At 65.5% G+C, this 20774-nt stretch carries 12 protein-coding genes, 1 tRNA gene and 5 pseudogenes; 10 read left to right on the top strand and 8 right to left on the bottom strand.

Features of this window, described 5'->3' with window-relative positions:
* Positions 1–123 precede the first annotated feature (123 nt).
* Complete coding sequence (locus tag QFZ70_RS06820; protein WP_307097821.1) at positions 124–582, bottom strand: MarR family winged helix-turn-helix transcriptional regulator; 459 nt, start codon at positions 580–582, stop codon at positions 124–126.
* Between the two features lie 96 nt (positions 583–678).
* Here QFZ70_RS06820 and bcp point away from each other — a divergent pair, with 96 nt between their 5' ends.
* The 8 genes and pseudogenes from bcp to QFZ70_RS06780 all read left to right on the top strand — a co-directional run bounded on the left by bcp (position 679) and on the right by QFZ70_RS06780 (position 10684).
* Positions 679–1152, top strand: a complete 474-nt coding sequence (gene bcp / locus QFZ70_RS06815) for a thioredoxin-dependent thiol peroxidase (RefSeq protein ID WP_307094653.1) — start codon at positions 679–681, stop codon at positions 1150–1152.
* A gap of 115 nt (positions 1153–1267) precedes the next feature.
* Positions 1268–1349, top strand: a tRNA-Leu gene (locus tag QFZ70_RS06810).
* A gap of 255 nt (positions 1350–1604) precedes the next feature.
* Positions 1605–2279: a fasciclin domain-containing protein gene (locus tag QFZ70_RS06805; protein ID WP_307094652.1), complete on the top strand. Its 675-nt coding sequence runs from the start codon at positions 1605–1607 to the stop codon at positions 2277–2279.
* Positions 2280–2440: 161 nt separating this feature from the next.
* The gene (locus QFZ70_RS06800; RefSeq protein WP_373461551.1) at positions 2441–4111 is read left to right on the top strand and encodes an ABC transporter substrate-binding protein; all 1671 of its coding nucleotides are present in this window, start codon (positions 2441–2443) and stop codon (positions 4109–4111) included.
* A gap of 79 nt (positions 4112–4190) precedes the next feature.
* Positions 4191–5694: pseudogene (locus QFZ70_RS06795) on the top strand (malate:quinone oxidoreductase).
* A gap of 72 nt (positions 5695–5766) precedes the next feature.
* Positions 5767–8986, top strand: a pseudogene (locus tag QFZ70_RS06790) (efflux RND transporter permease subunit).
* A gap of 116 nt (positions 8987–9102) precedes the next feature.
* Positions 9103–10213 (top strand): annotated as a pseudogene (locus tag QFZ70_RS06785) (LLM class flavin-dependent oxidoreductase).
* Positions 10213–10684: pseudogene (locus QFZ70_RS06780) on the top strand (MarR family winged helix-turn-helix transcriptional regulator). The pseudogenes QFZ70_RS06785 and QFZ70_RS06780 overlap by 1 nt, the downstream one beginning before the upstream one ends.
* A gap of 51 nt (positions 10685–10735) precedes the next feature.
* Here QFZ70_RS06780 and QFZ70_RS06775 read toward each other — a convergent pair.
* Together QFZ70_RS06775 and QFZ70_RS06770 are read right to left on the bottom strand one after the other, a co-directional pair.
* On the bottom strand, positions 10736–11542 hold the full coding sequence (locus QFZ70_RS06775) for a transglutaminase family protein (protein ID WP_307094651.1): 807 nt from the start codon (positions 11540–11542) through the stop codon (positions 10736–10738).
* A gap of 74 nt (positions 11543–11616) precedes the next feature.
* Complete coding sequence (locus QFZ70_RS06770) at positions 11617–12420, bottom strand: hypothetical protein (RefSeq protein WP_307094650.1); 804 nt, start codon at positions 12418–12420, stop codon at positions 11617–11619.
* 130 nt (positions 12421–12550) lie between these two features.
* Between QFZ70_RS06770 and QFZ70_RS06765 the strand changes: the two genes are divergently transcribed.
* Positions 12551–13210, top strand: coding sequence for a DUF1684 domain-containing protein (locus QFZ70_RS06765; RefSeq protein WP_307094649.1), 660 nt, complete (start codon positions 12551–12553; stop codon positions 13208–13210).
* A 9-nt stretch (positions 13211–13219) separates the two neighbouring features.
* On the opposite strand, the gene QFZ70_RS06760 is transcribed toward QFZ70_RS06765, so the two are convergent.
* The 5 genes and pseudogenes from QFZ70_RS06760 to QFZ70_RS06740 form a co-directional block, all read right to left on the bottom strand.
* A complete protein-coding gene (locus tag QFZ70_RS06760) occupies positions 13220–14392 on the bottom strand; it encodes a cysteine desulfurase family protein (RefSeq protein ID WP_307094648.1) in 1173 nt (390 codons plus the stop codon).
* Positions 14393–14398: 6 nt separating this feature from the next.
* Positions 14399–15301 carry a carboxylating nicotinate-nucleotide diphosphorylase gene (gene nadC / locus QFZ70_RS06755; protein WP_373461550.1) on the bottom strand — a complete coding sequence of 301 codons (903 nt, stop codon included), beginning with the start codon at positions 15299–15301 and terminating at the stop codon, positions 14399–14401.
* Between the two features lie 22 nt (positions 15302–15323).
* Positions 15324–17106, bottom strand: a pseudogene (gene nadB, locus QFZ70_RS06750) (L-aspartate oxidase).
* On the bottom strand, positions 17103–18410 hold the full coding sequence (nadA, locus tag QFZ70_RS06745) for a quinolinate synthase NadA (RefSeq protein ID WP_307094646.1): 1308 nt from the start codon (positions 18408–18410) through the stop codon (positions 17103–17105). Before nadA ends, nadB begins: the two are co-directional and overlap by 4 nt.
* Positions 18407–19117 (bottom strand): NUDIX domain-containing protein, encoded by a 711-nt coding sequence (locus QFZ70_RS06740; protein WP_307094645.1) that lies wholly within the window; start codon positions 19115–19117, stop codon positions 18407–18409. Before QFZ70_RS06740 ends, nadA begins: the two co-directional genes overlap by 4 nt.
* 235 nt (positions 19118–19352) lie before the next feature.
* Between QFZ70_RS06740 and QFZ70_RS06735 the strand changes: the two genes are divergently transcribed.
* A complete protein-coding gene (locus QFZ70_RS06735) occupies positions 19353–20732 on the top strand; it encodes an amino acid permease (RefSeq protein WP_307094644.1) in 1380 nt (459 codons plus the stop codon).
* The last annotated feature ends 42 nt before the right edge of the window (positions 20733–20774 follow it).

Here is a 20774-nt window from a genome sequence, read left to right as displayed (position 1 = left end):
TTGTTTTGTCCGCGAATTGTTCCGCCTAAGCCCCCGCATAAAAGAAAAGGCGTGACCTCAGCTTCAAAGAGAAGCTGGGATCACGCCTGTACGCGGTAGGCAGCGGCGGTAGAGGCCCCGACGCTATGGGGTCATGGATGGATTCTCCAGGAACTCTCCGGTTGCCTGCGATCCGAACTGGCTTGCCAGCTCCCGGACAACAGCTTTGAGTTCCTGGCGGAGGACATCGGGGTCGATGGTGGCGGCAGCAAGCACGGTGCGCTCCATTTCCACGGCAGCAGCAACAGCTTGCCGGCCCTGTTCCGTCAAAGACACCACGTGGCTTCTGCGGTCGGACGTGCTGCGGACCCTGACGATGTGGCCGTGGGACTCCAGCCGGCTGAGCGTTTTACCCATCGTCTGGGCCTGAACCCGCACGTACTGGGCAAGCTGTGCCTGCGTCATGGGGCCTTGTGCGTGGAGAACCTCGATGGCTATAACACCCGCATGGGTAAGGCCAATGGCCCCAAGTTTTTCATTCCATGAGTGTTCGACGAGGCGCGCAGCAGTGGACAAGAGGCGCCCTGTGGGCCATTGATCCATATCAGGCATAGCAGCAAGTATAGCCAAGTGTCGATTGGCACTGCTCCGGACTGCTTACTAGGGTGGTGTGTCCCGCCCGCAACAAGGAGAAAAACAATGGCTGACAGACTCGTAACCGGTGAAGAAGCGCCCCCATTCACACTCAGGGATTCAGCAGGCAAAGACACCAGCCTCGCACCGCGCCCGGGCCGCCACACGATTGTCTACTTCTACCCGGCAGCTGCAACACCGGGGTGCACCAAGGAGGCCTGCGATTTCCGGGACAACCTGGCGTCCCTGCAGTCGGCCGGATATGACGTCCTGGGGATCTCCCCCGACCCGGTGGAGAAACTTGCAAAATTTGCCGCCCAGGAAGCCCTCAGTTTCCCGTTGCTCTCGGACGAGGACCATGCCGTCGCGGAGGCTTACGGGGCCTGGGGTGAAAAGAAAAACTATGGCAAGACCTACCAGGGCCTGATCCGCTCCACCATTGTGGTTGATCCCGACGGCAAGGTGGCGATCGCCCAGTACAACGTCCGTGCCACTGGACACGTGGCGAAGCTGCGCCGGGACCTGAAGCTGGACGCCTGACGTGACCGGTGCTGACGCAGGTCCGGCCTGCGCGACGCTACAATAAAAACTGGCATCCGGCGTCGTGCGTTTACCAGCCCTGTTATTAGAGGTCTCGGACACGCTGCCATGCCAAGCGCGAGTGGTGAAATTGGCAGACACGCAGGATTTAGGTTCCTGTGCCTTCGGGCGTGGGGGTTCAAGTCCCCCCTTGCGCACACCAAGAGGTCCTCCGGCTCCGGCCGGGGGATCTCTTTTCTTTTTCCCGTGGGCGCACGCGCCGCCGGTGCCCAAAAAGCTGCAGGTTCGCGGCACGCACAAAACTCCTTGATGTTTGACCCATCCGTATTCGTACAACTCCCGAATACCCATTGAGACACCAGCCAAGGGCAGGTGCCCGCCAGCCAGACGCAAACAAGGCCCCGGACATCCGGTCCGCCGCCTGCGAAACGCTAAACACAAGGAGAACCGAAATGCAGACAATCAAGCGCACAACTTTCACGGTCGCAGGCGTCGCAGCTGCCGCTCTGCTGAGCCTCACGGCGTGTGGCGGCTCGGCCGGCACCTCAAGTTCCTCCGCCCCTGCCGCCGCACCTGCAGCTTCCAGCATGGCCCCTTCCCCGTCCGCCAGCGCCACTGCCGCCACCATGGATCCGGCCGCAAACCTCGTTGGCCCGGGCTGTGCTGGTTACGCCAAGCAGGTACCCACGGGTGCAGGCTCCGTTGAAGGCATGGCACTGGATCCGGTGGCCGTCGCTGCATCGAACAATCCCATCCTCACCACCCTGACTTCCGCCGTGTCCGGCAAGCTGAACCCGAAGGTGGACCTGGTGGACACCCTCAACGGCGGCGAGTTCACGGTCTTCGCACCGGTTGATGACGCCTTCGCAAAGATCGATGCCGCCACCCTCGAAACGCTGAAGACGGACGATGCCCTCCTCAGCAAGATCCTCACCTACCACGTGGTTCCCGGCCAGATCGCTCCTGACAAGATCGCCGGCAGCCACGCCACCGTCCAGGGCGGGTCCGTCACCGTCACCGGCAGCGGTGACGCCCTCAAGGTGGATGACGCCAAGGTGATCTGCGGCGGCGTCCAGACCAAGAACGCAACGGTTTACCTCATCGACTCGGTGCTGATGCCCAAGTAATTTCGTAAGCACGGGGCGGGCCCGGTCCCACAGGACCAGGCCCGCCCGCGTTCATGGCCGTTTCTGCGGGCGGCCCTGACGGGAACGGGAGTACGGGGTCAACTAGACTGGGTCCCGGCCCGCAGTCGGCGGCGCCGGCAAAATCCAGAGGTGATAAACGAGTGCCCAGCAGTCCATCGCGGCGGACGGTCATCACGACCGGAGCCGTCCTCCTGGCGATGAGCGTCACCTCCTGCACGGGTGTTCCTGCCCCTTCGCCGTCGTCCACCACGCCAACTCCGAGCGCCTCCGCCGAGCCCACGGCGACCTTCAACTTCGGCACCGCAGTGCAGCCGCTGGGCCTGGACCCGGCGCTGTCGAGCGACGTTGAGTCCCAGCGCATCACCCGGCAGATCCTGGAGGGGCTGGTGGGCGTGGACCAGACCACCGGTCAACCCACCCCGCTGCTGGCCACCGAGTGGAGCGAATCCAACGAGGGCCGTACCTACACGTTTAAGCTGCGCAGCGGCGTCACCTTCCAGGACGGAACGCCGTTCAACGCGGACGCAGTGTGCGCAAACTTCAACCGGTGGTTTGCCTTCTCCGCAGAACTGCGCCGGAAGGCCCCGGGCAGCTCGTTCAAGGGCGTGTTCAAGGCGCACTCGGACGAGGCGGCCCTGTCCATCTTCAAGAGCTGCACCGCGCCGACCGCCGACACCGTGCAGATCGACCTCACGCAGCGCTTCACAGCATTCCTACAGGCTCTGACCCTGCCTGCCTTCGCCATCGCCTCTCCCGCGGCACTGGCAGCAGGCAAGGCGGATGTGCTGGACCGGACCCGCGGTGGCCAGGCCTTGTCGGCGTACGGCGCCCACCCGGTGGGAACAGGTCCGTTCAGCCTGAAGTCCTGGGATGAAGGAAGCGTCACGCTGGTCAGCAATCCGTCCTACTGGGGGGACCGGGGGCAAATTGCCACCATCAACTTCGTGGCCTACAACCATCCCCAGGCGCGCCTCCAGGCACTGCTGGACGGCAAAATCGATGGCTACGACGCCGTGACGGTTGGGAACTTCGACCAACTCGTCAAGCGCGGCAAGCAGATCGTGCAGCGCGATCCGTTCTCGGTGATGTACTTAGGGATCAACCAGGAAATCCCGGTCCTGCAGAACCAAAAAGTCCGCCAGGCCATCGAGTTGGCGATTGACAAAGAAACGTTGATCCGCAAGTTCTTCATCGATAACACCGCTGCGGCCACGCAGTTTGTTCCGCCCAAGATCAGCGGGTTCAACAATGACGCCCCTGCCCTGGGCCATGATCCGGCAAAGGCCAAGGAGTACCTCAAGGAGGCCGGATACGCCGGCGAAGCGCTGAGGTTCTACTACCCGTTGAATGTCACCCGGCCGTACCTTCCCACACCTGAAAAGGTCTACGCCGAAATCAGCCGGCAGCTCACGGCGGCAGGGTTCAACATCCAGCCCGTGCCCGTTGACTGGTCCGATGGCTACCTCCAGAAGGTCCAGTCACCGGGCGACCATGCACTCCACCTGCTGGGCTGGAACGGCTCCTACTCCGACGCCGACAACTTTGTTGGACCCCTCTTCGGGGAAAAGAACGGCGAGTTCGGCTACCAGGATCCGCAGGTCTTTTCGAAGATCAGCCGCGCGCGCGGGCTGCCGGAGGGGGAGGAACGCGATGAGCAATATCACACCATTAATGCCCAAATCGCAGCATCCGTTCCCGCGGTGCCCATTGCCTTCCCGATCTCCGCGCTGGCCCTCTCGGACCGTGTGGTGAGTTATCCGGCGTCGCCTGTCTTAAATGAAGTTTTCACTAAAGTGCAACTGAAGCCTTGACGGGCCAGTCCAATTTCAGTAGTAGGGCTGCCCGGGGATATTCTGTGACAGCCAGAGCCGCTGCAATCGGAGACTGATCGTGACTTTCATTTCCAAGACCCCTCATGCCGACGTCGTCCTGATTGGCGGTGGCATCATGAGCGCCACGCTGGGGGCATTCATCAAGCAGCGTGGAGCCGAACTGGACCATTTCCATGTTCGAGCGGCTGGACGAGCCGGGGCTGGAAAGCTCGGGCCCATGGAACAACGCAGGAACCGGCCACGCCGCCCTCTGCGAACTCAACTACTCCCCCGCAGCCAAAGACGGCTCGGTGGACCCCACCAAGGCACTGCTCATTAACGAGCAGTTCCAGCTTTCCCGCCAATTCTGGTCCCACCTGGTGGACCAGTCCCTGATCGGCTCGCCCAAGGGCTTCATCAACACCGTGCCGCACATGAGCTTTGTGATCGGCGAGGCGAACACCAAGTTCCTCAAGACCCGCTACGAGGCGCTTAAGCCGCACGCCCTGTTCCGCAGCATGGAATACTCCGAGGACCACGGCCAGATCGGCAAGTGGGCTCCGCTGATCGTCAAGGGGCGTGACCCCAAGGAGCGGATCGCGGCCACCCGCGCTGCCGAGGGTACGGATGTGGACTTCGGGGCGCTGACCCGCGAGCTGACCACCTACCTCGGGAACAACGGCGTCGAAATCAACTACGGCCACGACGTCACGGGCATCTCCAGGGCGTCCGACGGCGGCTGGAACCTTTCGCTGAAGTACCCCAAGTCCGGGGAACACAGCAAAATCCACGCCAAGTTCGTCTTCGTGGGCGCCGGCGGCGGCGCGCTTCACCTGCTCCAGGCTTCCGGGATTCCGGAAAGCAAGGGCTACGGCGGGTTCCCCGTCTCCGGCCAGTTCTTCCGCTGCACCGACGAAACCCTGGCGGCGCAGCACAGTGCCAAGGTTTACGGACAGGCGTCCGTGGGAGCTCCCCCCATGTCCGTGCCGCACCTGGACACCCGGTACGTCAACGGCAAGCGTTCCCTGCTCTTCGGTCCCTACGCCGGATTCTCCACCAACTTCCTCAAGAGCGGCTCCTACCTGGACCTGCCGCTGTCCATCCGGCCCGGCAACATCATCCCCATGCTCGCCGTTGCCAAGGACAACATGGACCTCACGGCATACCTGGTGAAGGAAGTGGCGAAGAAGCACGCCGACAAGGTGGAAGCCCTGCGCGAGTACTACCCGGAGGCCAAAGCGGGCGACTGGGAACTGATCACCGCCGGCCAGCGTGTACAGATCATCAAGAAAGACCCGCAAAAGGGCGGCGTCCTTCAGTTCGGTACTGAAGTGATCGCCGGCCGTGACGGCTCCATCGGCGCACTCCTCGGTGCTTCCCCTGGCGCCTCCACCGCGGTGCCCATCATGATCGAACTGCTGCGGAAGGCTTTCCCGAAGAACTTCAAGGGCTGGCAGTCCAAGCTGAAGGAAATGATGCCCGGTTACGGCATCAAGCTCGATGACAACCCGGAACTTGCCGTGGAGCTCGAAAGGGCAACGGCCAGGTCCCTCCAGCTGGAGAGCGTTTCCGCCGGCCATTGACCCCTGCACGGGGTGAGTGGCCGGCTTCCGGCACACAACAGTTTCGCTAAAACCCCACAGGAGACCGATCAGATGTTCCGGCTGGCACAACTCTCACTTGCAAACCGGGCGCTGATCGCACTGATCACCGTATTCGCTTCCGTCTTCGGCGTGATCACCATGTCGTCGCTGAAGCAGGAGCTCATCCCGTCGATCGAGTTCCCCCAGATCACGGTGCTGACTGCAATGCCGGGCGCCTCCCCGGAGGTGGTGGACAAGCAGGTCAGCGGGCCGCTGGAGACTGCACTGAACGGCGTGGAGGGGCTGGAATCCACCTCCTCCACGTCGCGCAACGGCGTCTCGCAGATCACCATGGTCTTCACGTACGGGTCCAACCTGGACCGGGCCCGGAACCAGATTGACCGGGCCATCTCCAACGCCAAGCGTTCCCTGCCCGAGGACGTACAGCCGCAGGCCTTTGCCGGCAGCATCAACGACTTCCCCATCGTGTTCCTGGCGGTGTCCTCCGACAAATCGCTCAGCGAGCTGAACGCCGACCTCCAGCGGCTGAGCGTCCCACGGCTGCAGAAGATCGACGGCGTCCGGGGCGCGGACGTGACCGGCGGCGCCACCCAGCACATCGAAATCCTTCCCCGCCCCGAAGCCATGGCCTCCGCCGGAGCGACCATCGCCTCTATCCGCGACGCGCTGGGCAACAACGGCACCCTGGTTCCGGCGGGGACCCTTGAGGAGCAGGGCAAAACGCTGTCCCTGCAGATCGGCAGCCCGGTGGATTCGCTGGATGCCATCAAGGCGCTCCCCCTCGCCGGGGCAAAGGACGCCGCCACCGTCGGCACCGTGGCGGACGTGTCCCTCAAGGACGACGAACGCACCTCCATCACACGGACCAACGGCGAAGAAACGCTCGCCGTCTCCGTTACCAAAAAGCCCGAAGGCGACACTGTGGGCATCTCGCATGCCGTGCGGGACACACTGGACGAGCTTGAGGCCGAACTGGGATCGAACGCTAAGTTCACACCGGTGTTCGACCAGGCCCCCTTCATCGAAAAATCCATTAAGGACCTCACCACCGAGGGCCTGCTGGGGCTCGGCTTCGCCGTTGCGGTCATCCTGGTCTTCCTGATGTCTGCCCGCTCAACGCTGGTGACGGCCGTGTCGATCCCGCTCTCGCTCCTGATCACCTTCATCGGCCTGTCAGCCACCGGATACTCGCTGAACATCCTTACCCTCGGCGCCCTCACGATTGCCATCGGCCGGGTGGTTGACGACTCGATCGTGGTCATCGAAAACATCAAACGGCACCTCAGCTATGGGGAAGAAAAAGTCACCGCCATCCTGACAGCCATCAGGGAAGTGGCCGGCGCCATCACGGCGTCCACCCTCACCACCGTGGCGGTCTTCCTCCCCATCGCCTTCGTGGGCGAACTGGCCGGCGAGCTGTTCAGGCCCTTCGCCCTCACTGTCACCATGGCCCTGCTGGCCTCCCTGCTGGTCTCGCTCACCATTGTTCCCGTACTTGCGTACTGGTTCCTGCGCAATCCCGGTACCACGCCAGGCAGCGACGCCGCCCGCCAGAACGCAGCCGAGGCACGGGCCCAGGCCCTGGAAGCGGAACAGCGCAGCAGGCTGCAGCGCGGATACCTGCCCGTCCTCTCCAAAACCCAGAAACATCCGGTCATCACCTTGGTGGCTGCCGCGCTGGTCCTGGGCGCCACCGCCGCCATGACGCCGCTGCTGGCCACCAACCTGCTGGGCAATTCCGGCCAGAACAGCCTGACGGTCCGGCAGGTGCTCCCCGCCGGCACCAGCCTCGCGGACACGAGCGCCACGGCCATCCGCCTCGAGGAGGTCCTGCGCGGAATCGACGGCGTCCGTGACGTCCAGCTGACGTCCGGCAATGCCCAGGCCGGCTTTGCCGCGCTCACCTCCACCGGCTCGTCCAACTCCACGTTCACCGTGGTGACCGACGAAAAGGCGGACCAGGAACAGCTGCAGGAGACGGTGCGGAACGAACTGGCAAAGGTGCCCGATTCCGGGAAGGTTTCCGTGGGCACCCAGCAGGGCGGCTTCGGCACCTCGTCCACGGTGGACATCACCATCAAGGCCGCCACCACGGCCGACCTGCAGGCGGCAAGCGACACCATGGTGGAGGCCATGACCGGCGTTCCCGGCACCAGTGAAGTGGCCACTAACCTTGCGGCCAGCCAACCGGTGGTTCAGGTGAAGGTGGACAGGGCGAAAGCTGTGGCCGCCGGGCTCGACGAAGAACAGGTGGCCGGGGTCCTCGCTTCGACCATCAGCCCCATCCCCGCCGGAACCGTCCGGATCGACACCGACGATTTCCCGGTCCAGATCGGTCAGGGCACCAAATTCACCAGCATTGACGCCGTCCGCAGAATCCCCCTTCCCGCCGCCGGCAACCCGGTGACGCTGGGCAGCATCGCCTCGGTGGAACAGGTGGACGTGCCGGTATCCATTACCGCCAGCAACGGCCAGCGCACCGCACGTGTGTCCGTGACGCCGTCGGAATCCAACCTCGGCGCGGTCAACGCCGAGGTCCAAAAACGCCTTGAAGAGGTGCAGCTGCCCGGCCGGAGTCACCGCCGAACTCGGCGGTGCCACCACCCAGCAGCAGGAGTCATTCCAGCAGCTCGGCCTCGCGCTGCTGGCTGCCATCGCCATCGTTTACGTGATCATGGTGGCCACCTTCAAGTCCCTCATCCAGCCGCTGATCCTGCTGGTTTCGGTGCCGTTCGCGGCCACCGGCGCCGTGGTCCTGCTCCTGGTGACCGGTGTTCCGCTGGGACTGCCGTCGCTGATCGGCATGCTCATGCTGGTGGGAATCGTGGTTACCAACGCCATTGTGCTGATCGACCTCATCAACCAGTACCGGCAGCAGCGGGACGGGCGGCCGGGAATGAGCGTGGCAGATGCGATCACGCATGGCGCACGCCAGCGGCTCCGTCCCATCCTGATGACCGCCCTGGCCACCGTCTTTGCCCTGACCCCTATGGCGCTGGGCCTCACCGGCGGCGGCGGCTTCATCTCGCAGCCGCTGGCCGTGGTGGTAATCGGCGGGCTCATTTCGTCCACCGCCCTGACCCTGGTACTGGTGCCTGTGCTGTACCGCCTGGTGGAGGGCCGCCGCGAAAGGAAGGCGCTGCTCCGGGAACTGCAGGAACGCCCGGAGTTCGGCGCCGGCGCGGACGTGGACGACGAGTTCCGGGACTGGACCACCGGCATGGTTCCCAAAGTCAGCGGCCGCCGTGCCGCCCCCGGAAGCCCCGAGTAAACAAAGCGGAATATTTTCCCGCCGGCGGCGTTGTACCCGGCGATAGATGCAAATGCATCTAAATTGGCCTATACTGGAATCCAGGCCAGTAAGTCCAAGCAACGGAAAGGCACATCATGCAGATCGGTGTTTTCAGCGTCAGCGACATCACTCCGGACCCCACCACGGGCCGGATCCCCACCGAGAATGAGCGAATCAAGGCCTCGGTGGCCATCGCCAAAAAGGTCGAGGAAATCGGCATGGATGTCTATGCCCTGGGCGAGCACCACAACCGGCCCTTCTTCTCGTCCTCTCCCACCCACCACCCTCGCCTACATCGCCGCGCAGACCGAACGCATCACGCTGTCCACCGCCACCACCCTGATCACCACCAATGATCCGGTGAAGATTGCCGAAGACTTTGCGATGCTCCAGCACCTGGCCGACGGCCGGGTGGACCTGGTCCTCGGCCGCGGCAATACGGCTCCGGTCTACCCATGGTTTGGCAAGAACATCCAGGACGGCGTGGAGCTCGCGATCGAGAACTACAGCCTGCTGCGCAAGCTGTGGGACGAGGACACCGTGAACTGGTCCGGAAAATTCCGCACGCCGCTGCAGAACTTCACGTCCACGCCCCGTCCGCTCGACGGCGTCGCCCCCTTCGTGTGGCACGGTTCCATCCGCACCCCGCAGATCGCCGAAGTGGCCGCCTACTTCGGTGACGGCTTCTTCGCCAACAACATCTTCTGGCCGAAGGAGCACTACCAGCAGCTGATCAGCCTTTACCGTGAGCGCTACGAGCACTACGGCCACGGCAAGGCGGACCAGGCGATCGTGGGCCTGGGCGGCCAGTTCTTTATGCGGAAGAACTCCCAGGACGCCGTCAAGGAGTTCCGCCCCTACTTCGACAACGCTCCGGTATACGGGCACGGGCCGTCCCTTGAGGATTTCACCTCGCAGACGCCGCTGACCGTCGGCAGCCCGCAGGAAGTCATCGAGAAGACGCTGACGTTCCGGGAGTACTTCGGCGACTACCAGCGGCAGCTGTTCCTGATCGACCACGCGGGCCTGCCGCTGAAAACGGTGCTTGAGCAGCTGGACCTGTTCGGTGAAGAAGTCCTCCCCGTCCTGCGCAAGGAATACGCGGCCCGTAAGCCGGCCCACGTTCCTGAGCCGCCCACCCACGCCGGCCGGGTGGCTGCGCTGCTGGCAGCCCAGGACAACGAAAAGTCCGCTGCGGAGGCGTGATGGCAGGCAAGACGACCGAGTCACCGGTCCGACTGGCAGCGGAAACCTGGGAGTCGCTGTTCCGGGCCCAGAGTGGCTGTGATGCGCAAGCTGCAGTCCGGCCCGGCCTTCCGGAAGCTCGCGGTGAACGAGTATGACGTCCTGTTTACGCTCTCCCGCTGTCCCACCGGGTGGCTGCGGCTCAACGAGCTCAACGACAACGTCCTGCTGAGCCAGTCCAGCCTCAGCCGGCTGGTGGAGCGGCTGGAAAAACGCGGGCTCGTGGCCAGGATGCCCGCTCCGGAGGACGGCCGCGGCGTGCTCCTGCAGCTGACGGATACCGGCCGGGAACTGCAGAAGGAGATCGGGCGCGAGCATGTCCGCGACATCTCCACCCTGATCGGTCCGGCCCTGACTCCGGCCGAGCAGAAGGAGCTGCGAAGGCTCACCGAGAAGCTTCGAAGCTCGCTGGGGCCACGCCCGGTCCGCTAGGAAAAGCCTGCAGAGGCCGGCGCCGGAGCTTCCCGGCGCCGGCCGAGCCGCCTAGCCCAGTGCCAACAGCCGGGCAGGGTCCTCCACGGGCAGGGTGCCGTTCACAACGGCGGTGACCTGCAGCTGGTTGAGGATGAGGCTTCCGCCCACGGTGGAGAGGAAGGCCGTGTCAGCTGAGTCGCGGCCCGCCGTGATGCGCAGCATCGATTCCCGCGGGGCAAGGCCCGTGGGATCGATGACGTGCCAGGCTCCTTCCACGTAGGCCTCCGCTACGGCGTGGAAATCCATCGGGCTCAGCCCCGGGGCATAAACTGCGGCCAGCCGGGCCGGAATATCCTTGGACCTCAGCAGCGCGATGGCCAGGTGCGCAAAGTCCCGGCACACCCCACGGCGGCTGAGGAGGGTTTCCACCGCACCGTCGGTGCCCCGGGAGGAGCCGCTGAGGTAGCGCAGCTCCCCGTTCACCCAGTTCCGGACAGCGTGCAGCAAACCGCCACCCTGGACGCCCTCGAACTCCGCGTAGGCCGTGGGCAGGAGCCGGTCGGATTCTGCGTAGCGGCTGGGCCGGACGTAGCGGATCCGGTCGGCGAGCTCCGCTTCCTCGGGTTCCCCTTTCCCGCCCACCGTCGCGGAGTATTCCACCGTGACCTCTGCCGGCTCGGCGAACTCCATGTAGTGGAACCTGCCTCCGTGGTGGTCCGACACCTCGATCAGGGGTACCTGCACTCCCCCGGCTGTCACGGCCAGGGACTCCTCGAAGGAGGAGTAGCCGCTGTTCCGGGCTACAGCGATGGCCATGGCCACCTTGGTGTTGGCTACGGTCTTGAAGACCAGTCGTGCGGAAACACTGCGTTCCATGGCTCTCCGGGGGTGTCGGCGGTGGAAGAAAAGTCGCCACTCTGACCGGCGCAGGGTGGGGGCCGGGAACGGGACTAGTTGTTGATCTCCAGAGACATTAGCATCCGCTGGACGTTGGCGAATTCAGTGCCTTCCGTGGCATAGCGGGTTGCCTGGTCCAGGGTGTCGAACGCCTTCGCGGGAGCCACCTTTTCATCCCGGGCGAAGGCCTTCACGGCGACCACATCGCCAAAGGAATAATCGCCCTTCCCCGCCGGGCCACGGACGATGTTGCGCAGCTCGCACGCCCGCCCGTCGCCGCCGCCCACCACGTTGGTGAGGCCGTAGGAGCCAAAGTAGCGGTACCCCTGCACCACCCGGAAAACCACCCTCGGCGGTATCGTTCCTTCCCCGCCGGCGGCGGACAGTTCGACGGGAAGGCTGCTGATGACCGTATAGGGCCGCTTCGAGGCGCCAGCGCATGTGGCGGACGACGGCGGCAGTCCTGTCCGCAGCGCTGCGAGGAAAGTCCCATCCGGCTTTTTCACTTCGATTTTCAGCGCGCCGGGCAGGCTGCCTTCGTCCGGCGTGACGGACTGCGCGATCCAGTCCTCGGGAAGCTCGAAGCTGACGGTCCTGCCGGGATCCGAGAAAGTCTTCCACGCCGCCGCCGTGGCAACAGCCTCCGGCCCGGCGGTGGGCGTCGCGCCGCCGTCCGCCGTCGCCGTCGCTGATGCCATGGCGCCCGCTGATGCAGGAGCGGTGGTTCCCGCGGCTGACGGATCCGGCTGCGCTGTCCAGCCTGGCCCCCGGGGCTCTCCCGCGGAGCAGCCTGCAAGGAGGGTGCCTGCCACCAGCAGCACGCCGGACAGGACGGTCGGTGTCGCCTTGCCTCTCATGCAGCCAGCCTAGTGGGACGGCAGGGAGCCAGCGATGACCGGGAAGGCGTTTCCTCCCACCAAACGGCAGGCACCGGCGCGTGTCAACGCTGGGCGTGTTCTGCGGGTCCCGGGGACTAGGCTGGGGGCTATGGAAGAACATCGGGGCGCAGCCGAAGAAGACCGGACGGACATTTCCGCCGTCGACATCGCTGACTGGCGGTTGCGGACGTTTGCCCTGTATCACAACGTCCGCAAGCTTTCGCTCGAAAACCCGGCGGAAGCGCATTCCTACTGGCGCCATCAGCGCGACCTGATGTTCGTCACGCACCCGGCCTCGGCATTGACTGCGGCAGACAAGGCCCACTTTTCGGGGCTCAAAACGGCGGACTATGACCCCATCTACCGGTTCCATGTTCCGCTGACCCAGCAGGGCGCGGGCAGGCAAATCAGCGTAGAAACGGGTACCGACGGTGCCGTCCGCTTCGTCCGGCTGGGCACCTTTGACCTTCCGGAAGTAGGCCAGCTCGCGGTGTGGAAGCTGCAGGGGTACGGCGGCGGCATTTTTGTGCCGTTCCGGGACGCCACCGCCGGCCAGCCCGGCGGCAGCTACGGGGCTGGCCGATATCTGCTCGACACCATCAAGGGCGCGTTCCACGGCGTCCAAGGCACCGGTCCGGACGCCACGTTTGTCCTGGACTTCAACTTTGCCTACAACCCGTCGTGCGCCTACAACGAGGCCTGGGCCTGCCCGCTGCCGGGGCCGTCCAACCGGTTGGCCGTGGAGATCCCGGTGGGCGAGCTCTACTGACGGGACTGCTCAGCCCCGAGCGAGGCGCTGGGCGCCCAGGCCCCTGACCCGTCCGACGCCGTCAAGCACCGCCGCAGCAGCCGCTTCCAGGTCCGCTTGGGTCACCAATGCATCAAAACTGAACCGCACAGCAGTATGGGCCACTTCCGGGGAAATTCCCATTGAGGTGAGCACGGGCGACGGCACATCGGAACCCGCCGCGCAGGCTGAACCGCTGGAGCACACAACGCCCTGGCGTTCCAATTCAAGCAGAACCGATTCGCCGCTGGTTCCGGGGAAGCAGAAGGACGCCACGGAGGGCAGCCGCTCAACGGGATGCCCGGTGAGGATGGCCCCCGGAACACCGGCAAGTACAGCGTTGATAAAGGTGTCCCGCATGGCTGCGACCCGCCGTCGTTCCTCCAGCTGGCCGGCTTGGGCCAGGGTGAGCGCGGTGGCAAGGCCCACGGCTCCCGCCACGTTCTCTGTTCCTGATCTCCGGCCGCGTTCCTGCCCGCCACCATGAATCAGCGGCTCCACCCTGGTGCGGCCGCGGACGAACAACACTCCGCTGCCTTTGGGCGCCCCAAGTTTATGCCCCGAAATGCTCATCGCATCAACACCCAGAGCCCCGGTGTCCACCGGCAGCCAGCCGGCCGCCTGGACGGCATCGGTGTGGAACGGGATGCCCAGTCCCCGCGCCAGGCCGGCAAGTTCGGCGATGGGCTGCACCGTTCCCACCTCGTTGTTGGCGTACATGATGCTGGCCAGGGCGGTTTCCGGCCGAAGCACGGCCCGGAACGCATCCGGCCGTACGCGCCCCGTCCCGTCAACAGGAACCACATCAACCGCGAAACCGTGGAAGCGCTCCAGGTACCGGGCCGACTCCTCCACCGCGGGATGCTCGACGGCGCTGATCACCACCCGGTCCAGCTGCGGATCTGCTGCCTGCCGGGCCAGGGCGATTCCCTTGACGGCGAGGTTGTCCGCTTCCGTTCCGCCGGCAGTGAAGGTCACTTCTCCGGGCCGGCAACCCAGGACGGCTGCGACTGACCGCCGGGCGCCCGCGAGCGCATCAGCGGCAGCTTCGCCCAGGGTGTGGTGACTCGACGGGTTGCCGAACTCACCGGTGAGGTAAGGCCACATGGCATCGAGCACCTCACGGCGGACGGGGGTGGTGGCTGCTGCGTCAAGGAAGATCATGGGGAGTCACCTGACGGTCAGTTCAACGTCGAGCCCGAGGTCCAGGGCCGCCACCGTGTGGGTGAGAGCGCCCACGGAAATGACGTCGACTCCCGTGGCTGCGATTCCAGCCACCGTCCCGAGGTTCACATTTCCGCTGGCCTCCACCCGTGCCCGCCCGGCCACCAGAGCCACGCCGGCCCTCAACTCCTCGACCGTGAAGTTGTCCAGCATGATGGTGTCCACGCCAGCCGCAAGGACCGGCCCGATCTGGTCCAGGCGGTCCACCTCCACCTCGAAGTGGGTGGTGTGGCCCAGCTGTGCTTTGGCGGCGGCGAGAAGCCCGGTGAGCCGCGCGGGGTCGCCGCCCGTCATGACGGCGAGGTGGTTGTCCTTGGCCAGCACGGCGTCGGAGAGGCTGAACCGGTGGTTCGCGCCGCCGCCGCACCGCACGGCGAACCGCTCCAGAATCCGCAGCCCGGGCGTGGTCTTACGGGTATCGGTGATCCGGGCGGAGGTACCTTCGGCCAGCCGCACAAACCCTGCAGTCTTTGTGGCGATGGCGGACATCCGCTGCACCAGGTTGAGGGCAACGCGTTCTGCCAGCAGGACCGACCTGGCACGTCCGCTGACCCGTGCGAGATGCGTCCCGGCGTCGAACTTCTCCCCGTCCGCCAGCAGCAGCTCAACGTCGGTGTCAGGATCCACCAGCAGCATGGCATCCCGGAACACCGTGGCACCGCTGAGGACGCCCGGCACGCGTGCGTTAAGCACCGCGGTGGCCCGGGCTTCGGCCGGGATCAGCAACCCGGAGGTGATGTCACCTGCGGGGGCATCTTCAGCAAAGGCACGCTCGAGGATCTCCCGCACCGGCGCGGACGGCAGCGTCAGGTCCAGGCGCGGGACGCGGACGGTCGGTGGTTCACTCACTGGGTTCGCAGTCTTGGATAGTTCAGTCATGGACAAGGCTCGCTTTCGGGCGGGTTCGGAAAGTTTTTTCAAACTCGTCGGAGATGGCGGCAGCATCAGCAGGAGCGTCGCTCCGGTAGTGCGCACCCAGGGACTCGATGCGCTCCTGCGCTGCGGCCACCAGCAACCGCGCGGCAAGCAGCAGGTTGCGGTCCTCGTGCTCCCGGACGTCCCCACCGGTGGGAACACTCTCGGGACGGACGACGGCGGCCCACCGGTCAAGGGTTTCCCCCGCCTCGGAGAGCAGCACCCCATCACGAAGCACCCCGGCCTTGGCAGTCATCAGCCGCCGCAGACCATCCCGCGAGAACGGCTCCTCCCTACCCTCCTTACCACCGACGTTGGCCAGCAGACTCTCGGCGGGAACACCGGATTCAGGCTGCCCCGCGAAGAATCCATGAGGCAGTTCCGGAGGAACCGAGGGACCTGCGGGACTGCCTGCCAGGGAAGTCCTCAACAGCGCGGCGGCCGAAAACAAGTCCTTCGAGGAGGGAGTTGCTGGCCAAGCGGTTCGCTCCTTGGACGCCGGTGCAGGCGACTTCACCTGCTGCGTAGAGACCGGGCACCGTGGTTCGGCCGTGAAGATCGGTGGTGACGCCGCCCATCCAGTAATGCGCTGCCGGTGCGACCGGAACCAGTTCGCGCGTCCAGTCGATACCGGTGTCGAGCGTCCGCTGCGTGAGGGTGGGGAAACGCTTTGCCAGGAACCCTGGGCCCTTGATGGACTCAATCACTCGCGCATCGAGGTAGACGTGGCCGTTGGGGTCACCGAGCTTGGCAAGGTGCAGGGCAATGCTGCGGGACACGACGTCGCGCGGGGCGAGCTCCGCGTCCGGATGGTACGCCCGCATGAAGCGCTTCCCGTTGCCGTCGACGAGAATAGCTCCCTCACCACGGACGGCTTCAGAAATAAGCAACGGAGCCTGCGCAGTGCCTGGTGCCGTCGCCGGGCCTGATGGCGGGGCTACGACCAGGCAGGTGGGATGGAACTGGAAGAATTCCAGGTCAGTTGCCGCCGCTCCGGCGCGGACGGCGAGCGCAACGCCGTCGGCGGTGGCCACCGCGGGATTGGTGGTCTGGGCGAACAGCTGGCCCGCTCCTCCGGTTGCCAGCAGGACGGCGTCCCCCTGCACCATGGCCAAGTTGCCGTCCTGAAGGGACTCCACTCCGGTCACTCTGCCGTTTTGCTGGAGGAGGGATGTTGCGTGGGCAGAAGTCCGGACCGTCAGGATCCCATCGGCTTGCCGCTGAAGCACTGACTGGATCAGCGCCGCGGCGACCTTCGCTCCGGTAGCGTCGCCGCCGGCGTGGAGGATGCGGGGCGCTGAATGGGCTGCTTCCAGCCCTAAAGCCGGGCCGCCGTCGGCCGCTGCATCGAAGCGGACGCCGAAACGCCGCAGCCCTGCGATGTCCCGGCTCGCCTCGGTGCACATCAGCCGGACAGCGTCTTCATTGCAATGCCCCGCCCCGGCCCGGAGCGTATCCGCGATGTGGGCCGCCACGGTGTCACCGGGGGCAGGCCCGTCCAGCACCGCAGAAATCCCGCCCTGGGCGTACCAGGTGTTGCTTTCGCGAAGCCGGCCCTTGCTCAGGAGCACCACCTCAGCACCGGCATCCGCTGCCAGCAGGGCAGCATAGAGCCCCGCGATGCCACTGCCGACGACGATCAGCCGTGTCCGCGCCGCAGGGCTGTGGCGGGCGGGCGCCACACCGGGTCCTGGCGCTTGCCGGTCCTCAAGAGGGGCCGGGGTGGATGGCCTTGTCATGACGGCCTGGCCGCGAGCATACGCTCAAGGGCGGTCCGGGCGTGATCCTGCACCGAGTCCGCGACGGTGATCCGGTTGACGACGCGCCCGGCAACCAGTTCTTCGAGGACCCAGGCAAGGTAGCCGGGGTGGATGCGGTACATGGTGGAGCAGGGGCAGATGACGGGGTCCAGGCAGAAAATCGTGTGCTGGGGGTACTCTGCCGCGAGCCGGTTCACCATGTTGATTTCGGTGCCGATGGCGAAGGTGGTGGGCTCCGTGGCCGCGGCGATGGCCTTCTTGATGAAGTCGGTGGAACCGGCGGAATCGGCTGCGTCCACCACTTCCATGGGGCACTCGGGGTGGACAATCACCTGGACGCCGGGGAAGTCGGCCCGGGCCTTTTCAATCTGGGCTACGTTGAAGCGCTTGTGCACCGAGCAGAACCCGTGCCACAGGATGACCCTGGACTCGAGCAGGGCCTGTTCGTCGTTACCGCCCAGGTCCTTGCGCGGGTTCCACATGGGCATCTGCTCCAGGGGGATTCCCAGGGCTTTCGCGGTGTTACGGCCCAGGTGCTGGTCCGGGAAGAACAGCACCCGCTGGGCCCTCTGGAACGCCCACTCGAGGACGGTCTTGGCATTGGAGGAGGTGCAGACGATGCCGCCGCGCTCACCGCAGAATGCCTTCAGGGCTGCCGAGGAGTTCATGTAGGTGACGGGCATGACGGGAACCCGGCCGTCGGCGTCGGGCTCGGTGCCGTAGATCTCCTCAAGCTGTTCCCAGCATTCGGCCACGGAGTCCGCATCCGCCATGTCCGCCATGGAGCAGCCGGCGGCAAGGTTGGGCAGGATGACAGCCTGTTCCGGCGCGGAAAGGATGTCAGCGGTTTCGGCCATGAAGTGGACGCCACAGAACACGATGGCCTCCGCGTCCGGCCGGGTGAGGGCGGCGTTGGCCAGCTGGAAGGAATCACCCACGAAGTCGGCGTACTGGATCACCTCATCGCGCTGGTAGAAGTGCCCCAGGATGACGGCCCTGTCCCCCAGCACGGCCTTCGCTGCCAGGATCCTCTCACCCAGCTCCGCATCGCTGGCGAGCTTGTACTCCTCCGGCAGCTGCCCCTGGCGCGGGGTTGCCGGAGGTGCAACGTCGGCGCTGGAGGCGCCGGGGCCGTACGCGGGGATACCGGCGAGCGCCTCTGCGAGGTCGTAGTCCCACGGCCCCTTGGCCAGCGCGGGGCTGCACGTGCCGCCCTTTGCGGCCGCGCCTTTTGCGGCCTGTTCGCGTGTGATCAGCTGGATTGCTGTGTTGACGCTGCTCATGGTGTGCTCCTGTTGTCTGGGTCAAGGCCGGGCCGGCCGGTAAAGCGGTAGAGGCGGGGCGGGCGGTGTTTGCCGCCCTGGAGGTACTCGCCGGTTTCTTCGATGTCAGGGGTGGATTTGAGCTGCCGGCGGAAGTTGGCGGGGTCCAGTTGCCTGTCCAGTACGGCTTCGTAGACTTCCCGGACCTGGGCGAGAGTGAAGTACTCCCCCAGCAGGTGGTACGCCACGGAGCCGTAGGCCAGCTTGTTGCGCAGCCGCCAGAGCGCGTAGTCCACGATTGCGTTGTGGTCGAAGGCAAGTTCCCCCAGCCGGTCCGCCCGGAACCACCGGACGTTTTCCGACTCGTCCGCGAGCGCGGCTTCCGTGGGTTGAACCAGGGCCCAATAGACGATTGAGACCACCCGCTGGGTGGGTGAGCGGTGCAGCCCGCCAAAGGCATAAAGCTGCTCCAGGTAGCTGGGCGCAAGGCCCGTGGTTTCCACCAGGTTCCGCGACGCCGCATCCTGCAGGGATTCAGAGTGGCTGAGGGGGCCTCCCGGCAGTGCCCACAACCCTTTGTACGGCTCCCGGATCCGGCGGACCAGGGGCAGCCACAGCGTGGGCCGGCCCGAGCTTTCGCTGGGGCGCAGCGCGAAAATGACGGTGGAGATAGCGAGCGGGGGCGGCGCCGCTTGGCGCTCAGAGACGTTGGCAGAGCTCGAGTACACGTGCCACCGCCTTCCGGTTTGAAGGACACCTGCCGCGCCCCGCCAGTTATGGTCATCTTGACCAAAACTAATTCTACGGCCTAACGCCGTTCATTTAGCAAATGTTTCAGCTGGGCTCCGGCTCATCCAACGGCCCGGCTGTTGTGCGCCGACTACGCGCTGCAGGACGGGAGGCGGTAAATTCGATAGGTCCCACGAGGAGCCCAACCACACCCCAAGAAGGTTCAGCAGCAAAATGACGATGAAGTCCACCGCAGTGCACGCACAAGGCCATCTGGGCCACACCATGAAGCCGCGCCAGCTCACCATGATGGGCCTGGGCAGCGCCATTGGCGCCGGTCTGTTCCTGGGATCCGGGGCAGGCGTGCAGGCGGCCGGCCCCGCAGTGCTCATCTCCTACCTGGTGGCAGGCACGCTGATCATCCTGGTGATGTGGGCGCTGGGCGAGATGGCCGCCGCGAACCCGAACAGCGGCGCCTTCTCCGTGTATGCCGAGCGGGCCCTGGGAAAGACAGCCGGCGCCACCATCGGCTGGCTCTGGTGGCTGCAGCTGGTAGTGGTGATCGCCGCCGAGGCACTGGGAGCTGCCGGGCTGCTGTTTACGGTGTGGCCGGTGATTCCAGTGTGGGCGCTGGCACTGGTCTTTATGGTCGTCTTCACCGCCATCAACCTCACGGGCGTCCGGAACTTCGGTGAGTTCGAGTTCTGGTTCGCCATCCTCAAGGTTGCCGCGATCATCCTGTTCCTGGGAGTGGGCGCCGCCCTGCTGCTGGGGCTGCTGCCGGACGTGGCGTCCCCGGGCCTGGCCAACCTGACGGCAGATTTCGCCCCCGCCGGACTGGGCGGCATCGCCTCCGCCCTCTTTGTGGTGATCTTCGCTTTCGGCGGCACCGAGATCGTGTCCGTGGCGGCGGCAGAGACCGAAGATCCGGAGCACAGCGTGGGCAAGGCCATCAGAACCGTTGTCTGGCGCATCCTGGTTTTCTACATCGGCTCCGTTTTTGTGATCGCCACGGTTCTGCCGGCAACTTCGGAGAGCCTGGCGTCGCCGTTTGCCGGAGTTTTGGACACGGCCCGGATCCCCGGTGCCGCAACAGCCATCACCCTGGTGGCCGTCGTCGCGCTCCTTTCCGCGTTGAACGCCAACCTTTACGGGGCCTCCCGGATGGTCTATTCCCTCGCGGAGCGGGCCGAAGCACCGCGGTTCCTCACAGGGCTGAACCGCGCCAGCGTGCCCATGCTGGCCGTCGGGGTGTCAGTGGCGTTCGGTTTCGTCGCCACGGTCCTGGAACTGCTGTTCCCGGAGCGTATCCTTCCCGCCCTGTTCCAGCTGGTGGGTTCCACCTGCCTGGTGGTGTGGGGCAGCGCGCTGGTCTCGCAGCTGATCCTGCGGCGCCGGGCAGATCGGGAGGGCACGCCGCTGCCGCTGCGGATGAAGGGCTTCCCGGCCCTGACCATTGTGGGGCTCGTCCTGCTGGGCCTGATCTTCGCGGTGGGCTTCAGCGCCGAGAGCAGCCGCATCCAGCTCTTCAGCACCATCGGCCTGATCGCGGGGATTGCGGTGGCCTGCGCCGTGGCCGCCCGGTTCACCACCAGGACCCGGCAGGTAGAGTAGTCCCGATGTACGAGGTTCCGAAGCGCCCGGTCCGCCCGGGTG

The organism is Arthrobacter sp. V1I9 (genome assembly GCF_030817075.1).
Lineage (GTDB): Bacteria > Actinomycetota > Actinomycetes > Actinomycetales > Micrococcaceae > Arthrobacter.
The sequence above is the reverse complement of the archived record's forward strand: the minus strand, read 5'-3'. Positions and strand labels throughout refer to the sequence as shown.

Coding starts and splice junctions, on each gene's coding strand:
- QFZ70_RS06820 (WP_307097821.1), bottom strand. CDS start 582: ATGGATCAATGGCCCACAGGGCGCCTCTTGTCCACTGCTGCGCGCCTC.
- bcp (WP_307094653.1), top strand. CDS start 679: ATGGCTGACAGACTCGTAACCGGTGAAGAAGCGCCCCCATTCACACTC.
- QFZ70_RS06805 (WP_307094652.1), top strand. CDS start 1,605: ATGCAGACAATCAAGCGCACAACTTTCACGGTCGCAGGCGTCGCAGCT.
- QFZ70_RS06775 (WP_307094651.1), bottom strand. CDS start 11,542: ATGGAACGCAGTGTTTCCGCACGACTGGTCTTCAAGACCGTAGCCAAC.
- QFZ70_RS06770 (WP_307094650.1), bottom strand. CDS start 12,420: ATGAGAGGCAAGGCGACACCGACCGTCCTGTCCGGCGTGCTGCTGGTG.
- QFZ70_RS06765 (WP_307094649.1), top strand. CDS start 12,551: ATGGAAGAACATCGGGGCGCAGCCGAAGAAGACCGGACGGACATTTCC.
- QFZ70_RS06760 (WP_307094648.1), bottom strand. CDS start 14,392: ATGATCTTCCTTGACGCAGCAGCCACCACCCCCGTCCGCCGTGAGGTG.
- nadA (WP_307094646.1), bottom strand. CDS start 18,410: ATGAGCAGCGTCAACACAGCAATCCAGCTGATCACACGCGAACAGGCC.
- QFZ70_RS06735 (WP_307094644.1), top strand. CDS start 19,353: ATGACGATGAAGTCCACCGCAGTGCACGCACAAGGCCATCTGGGCCAC.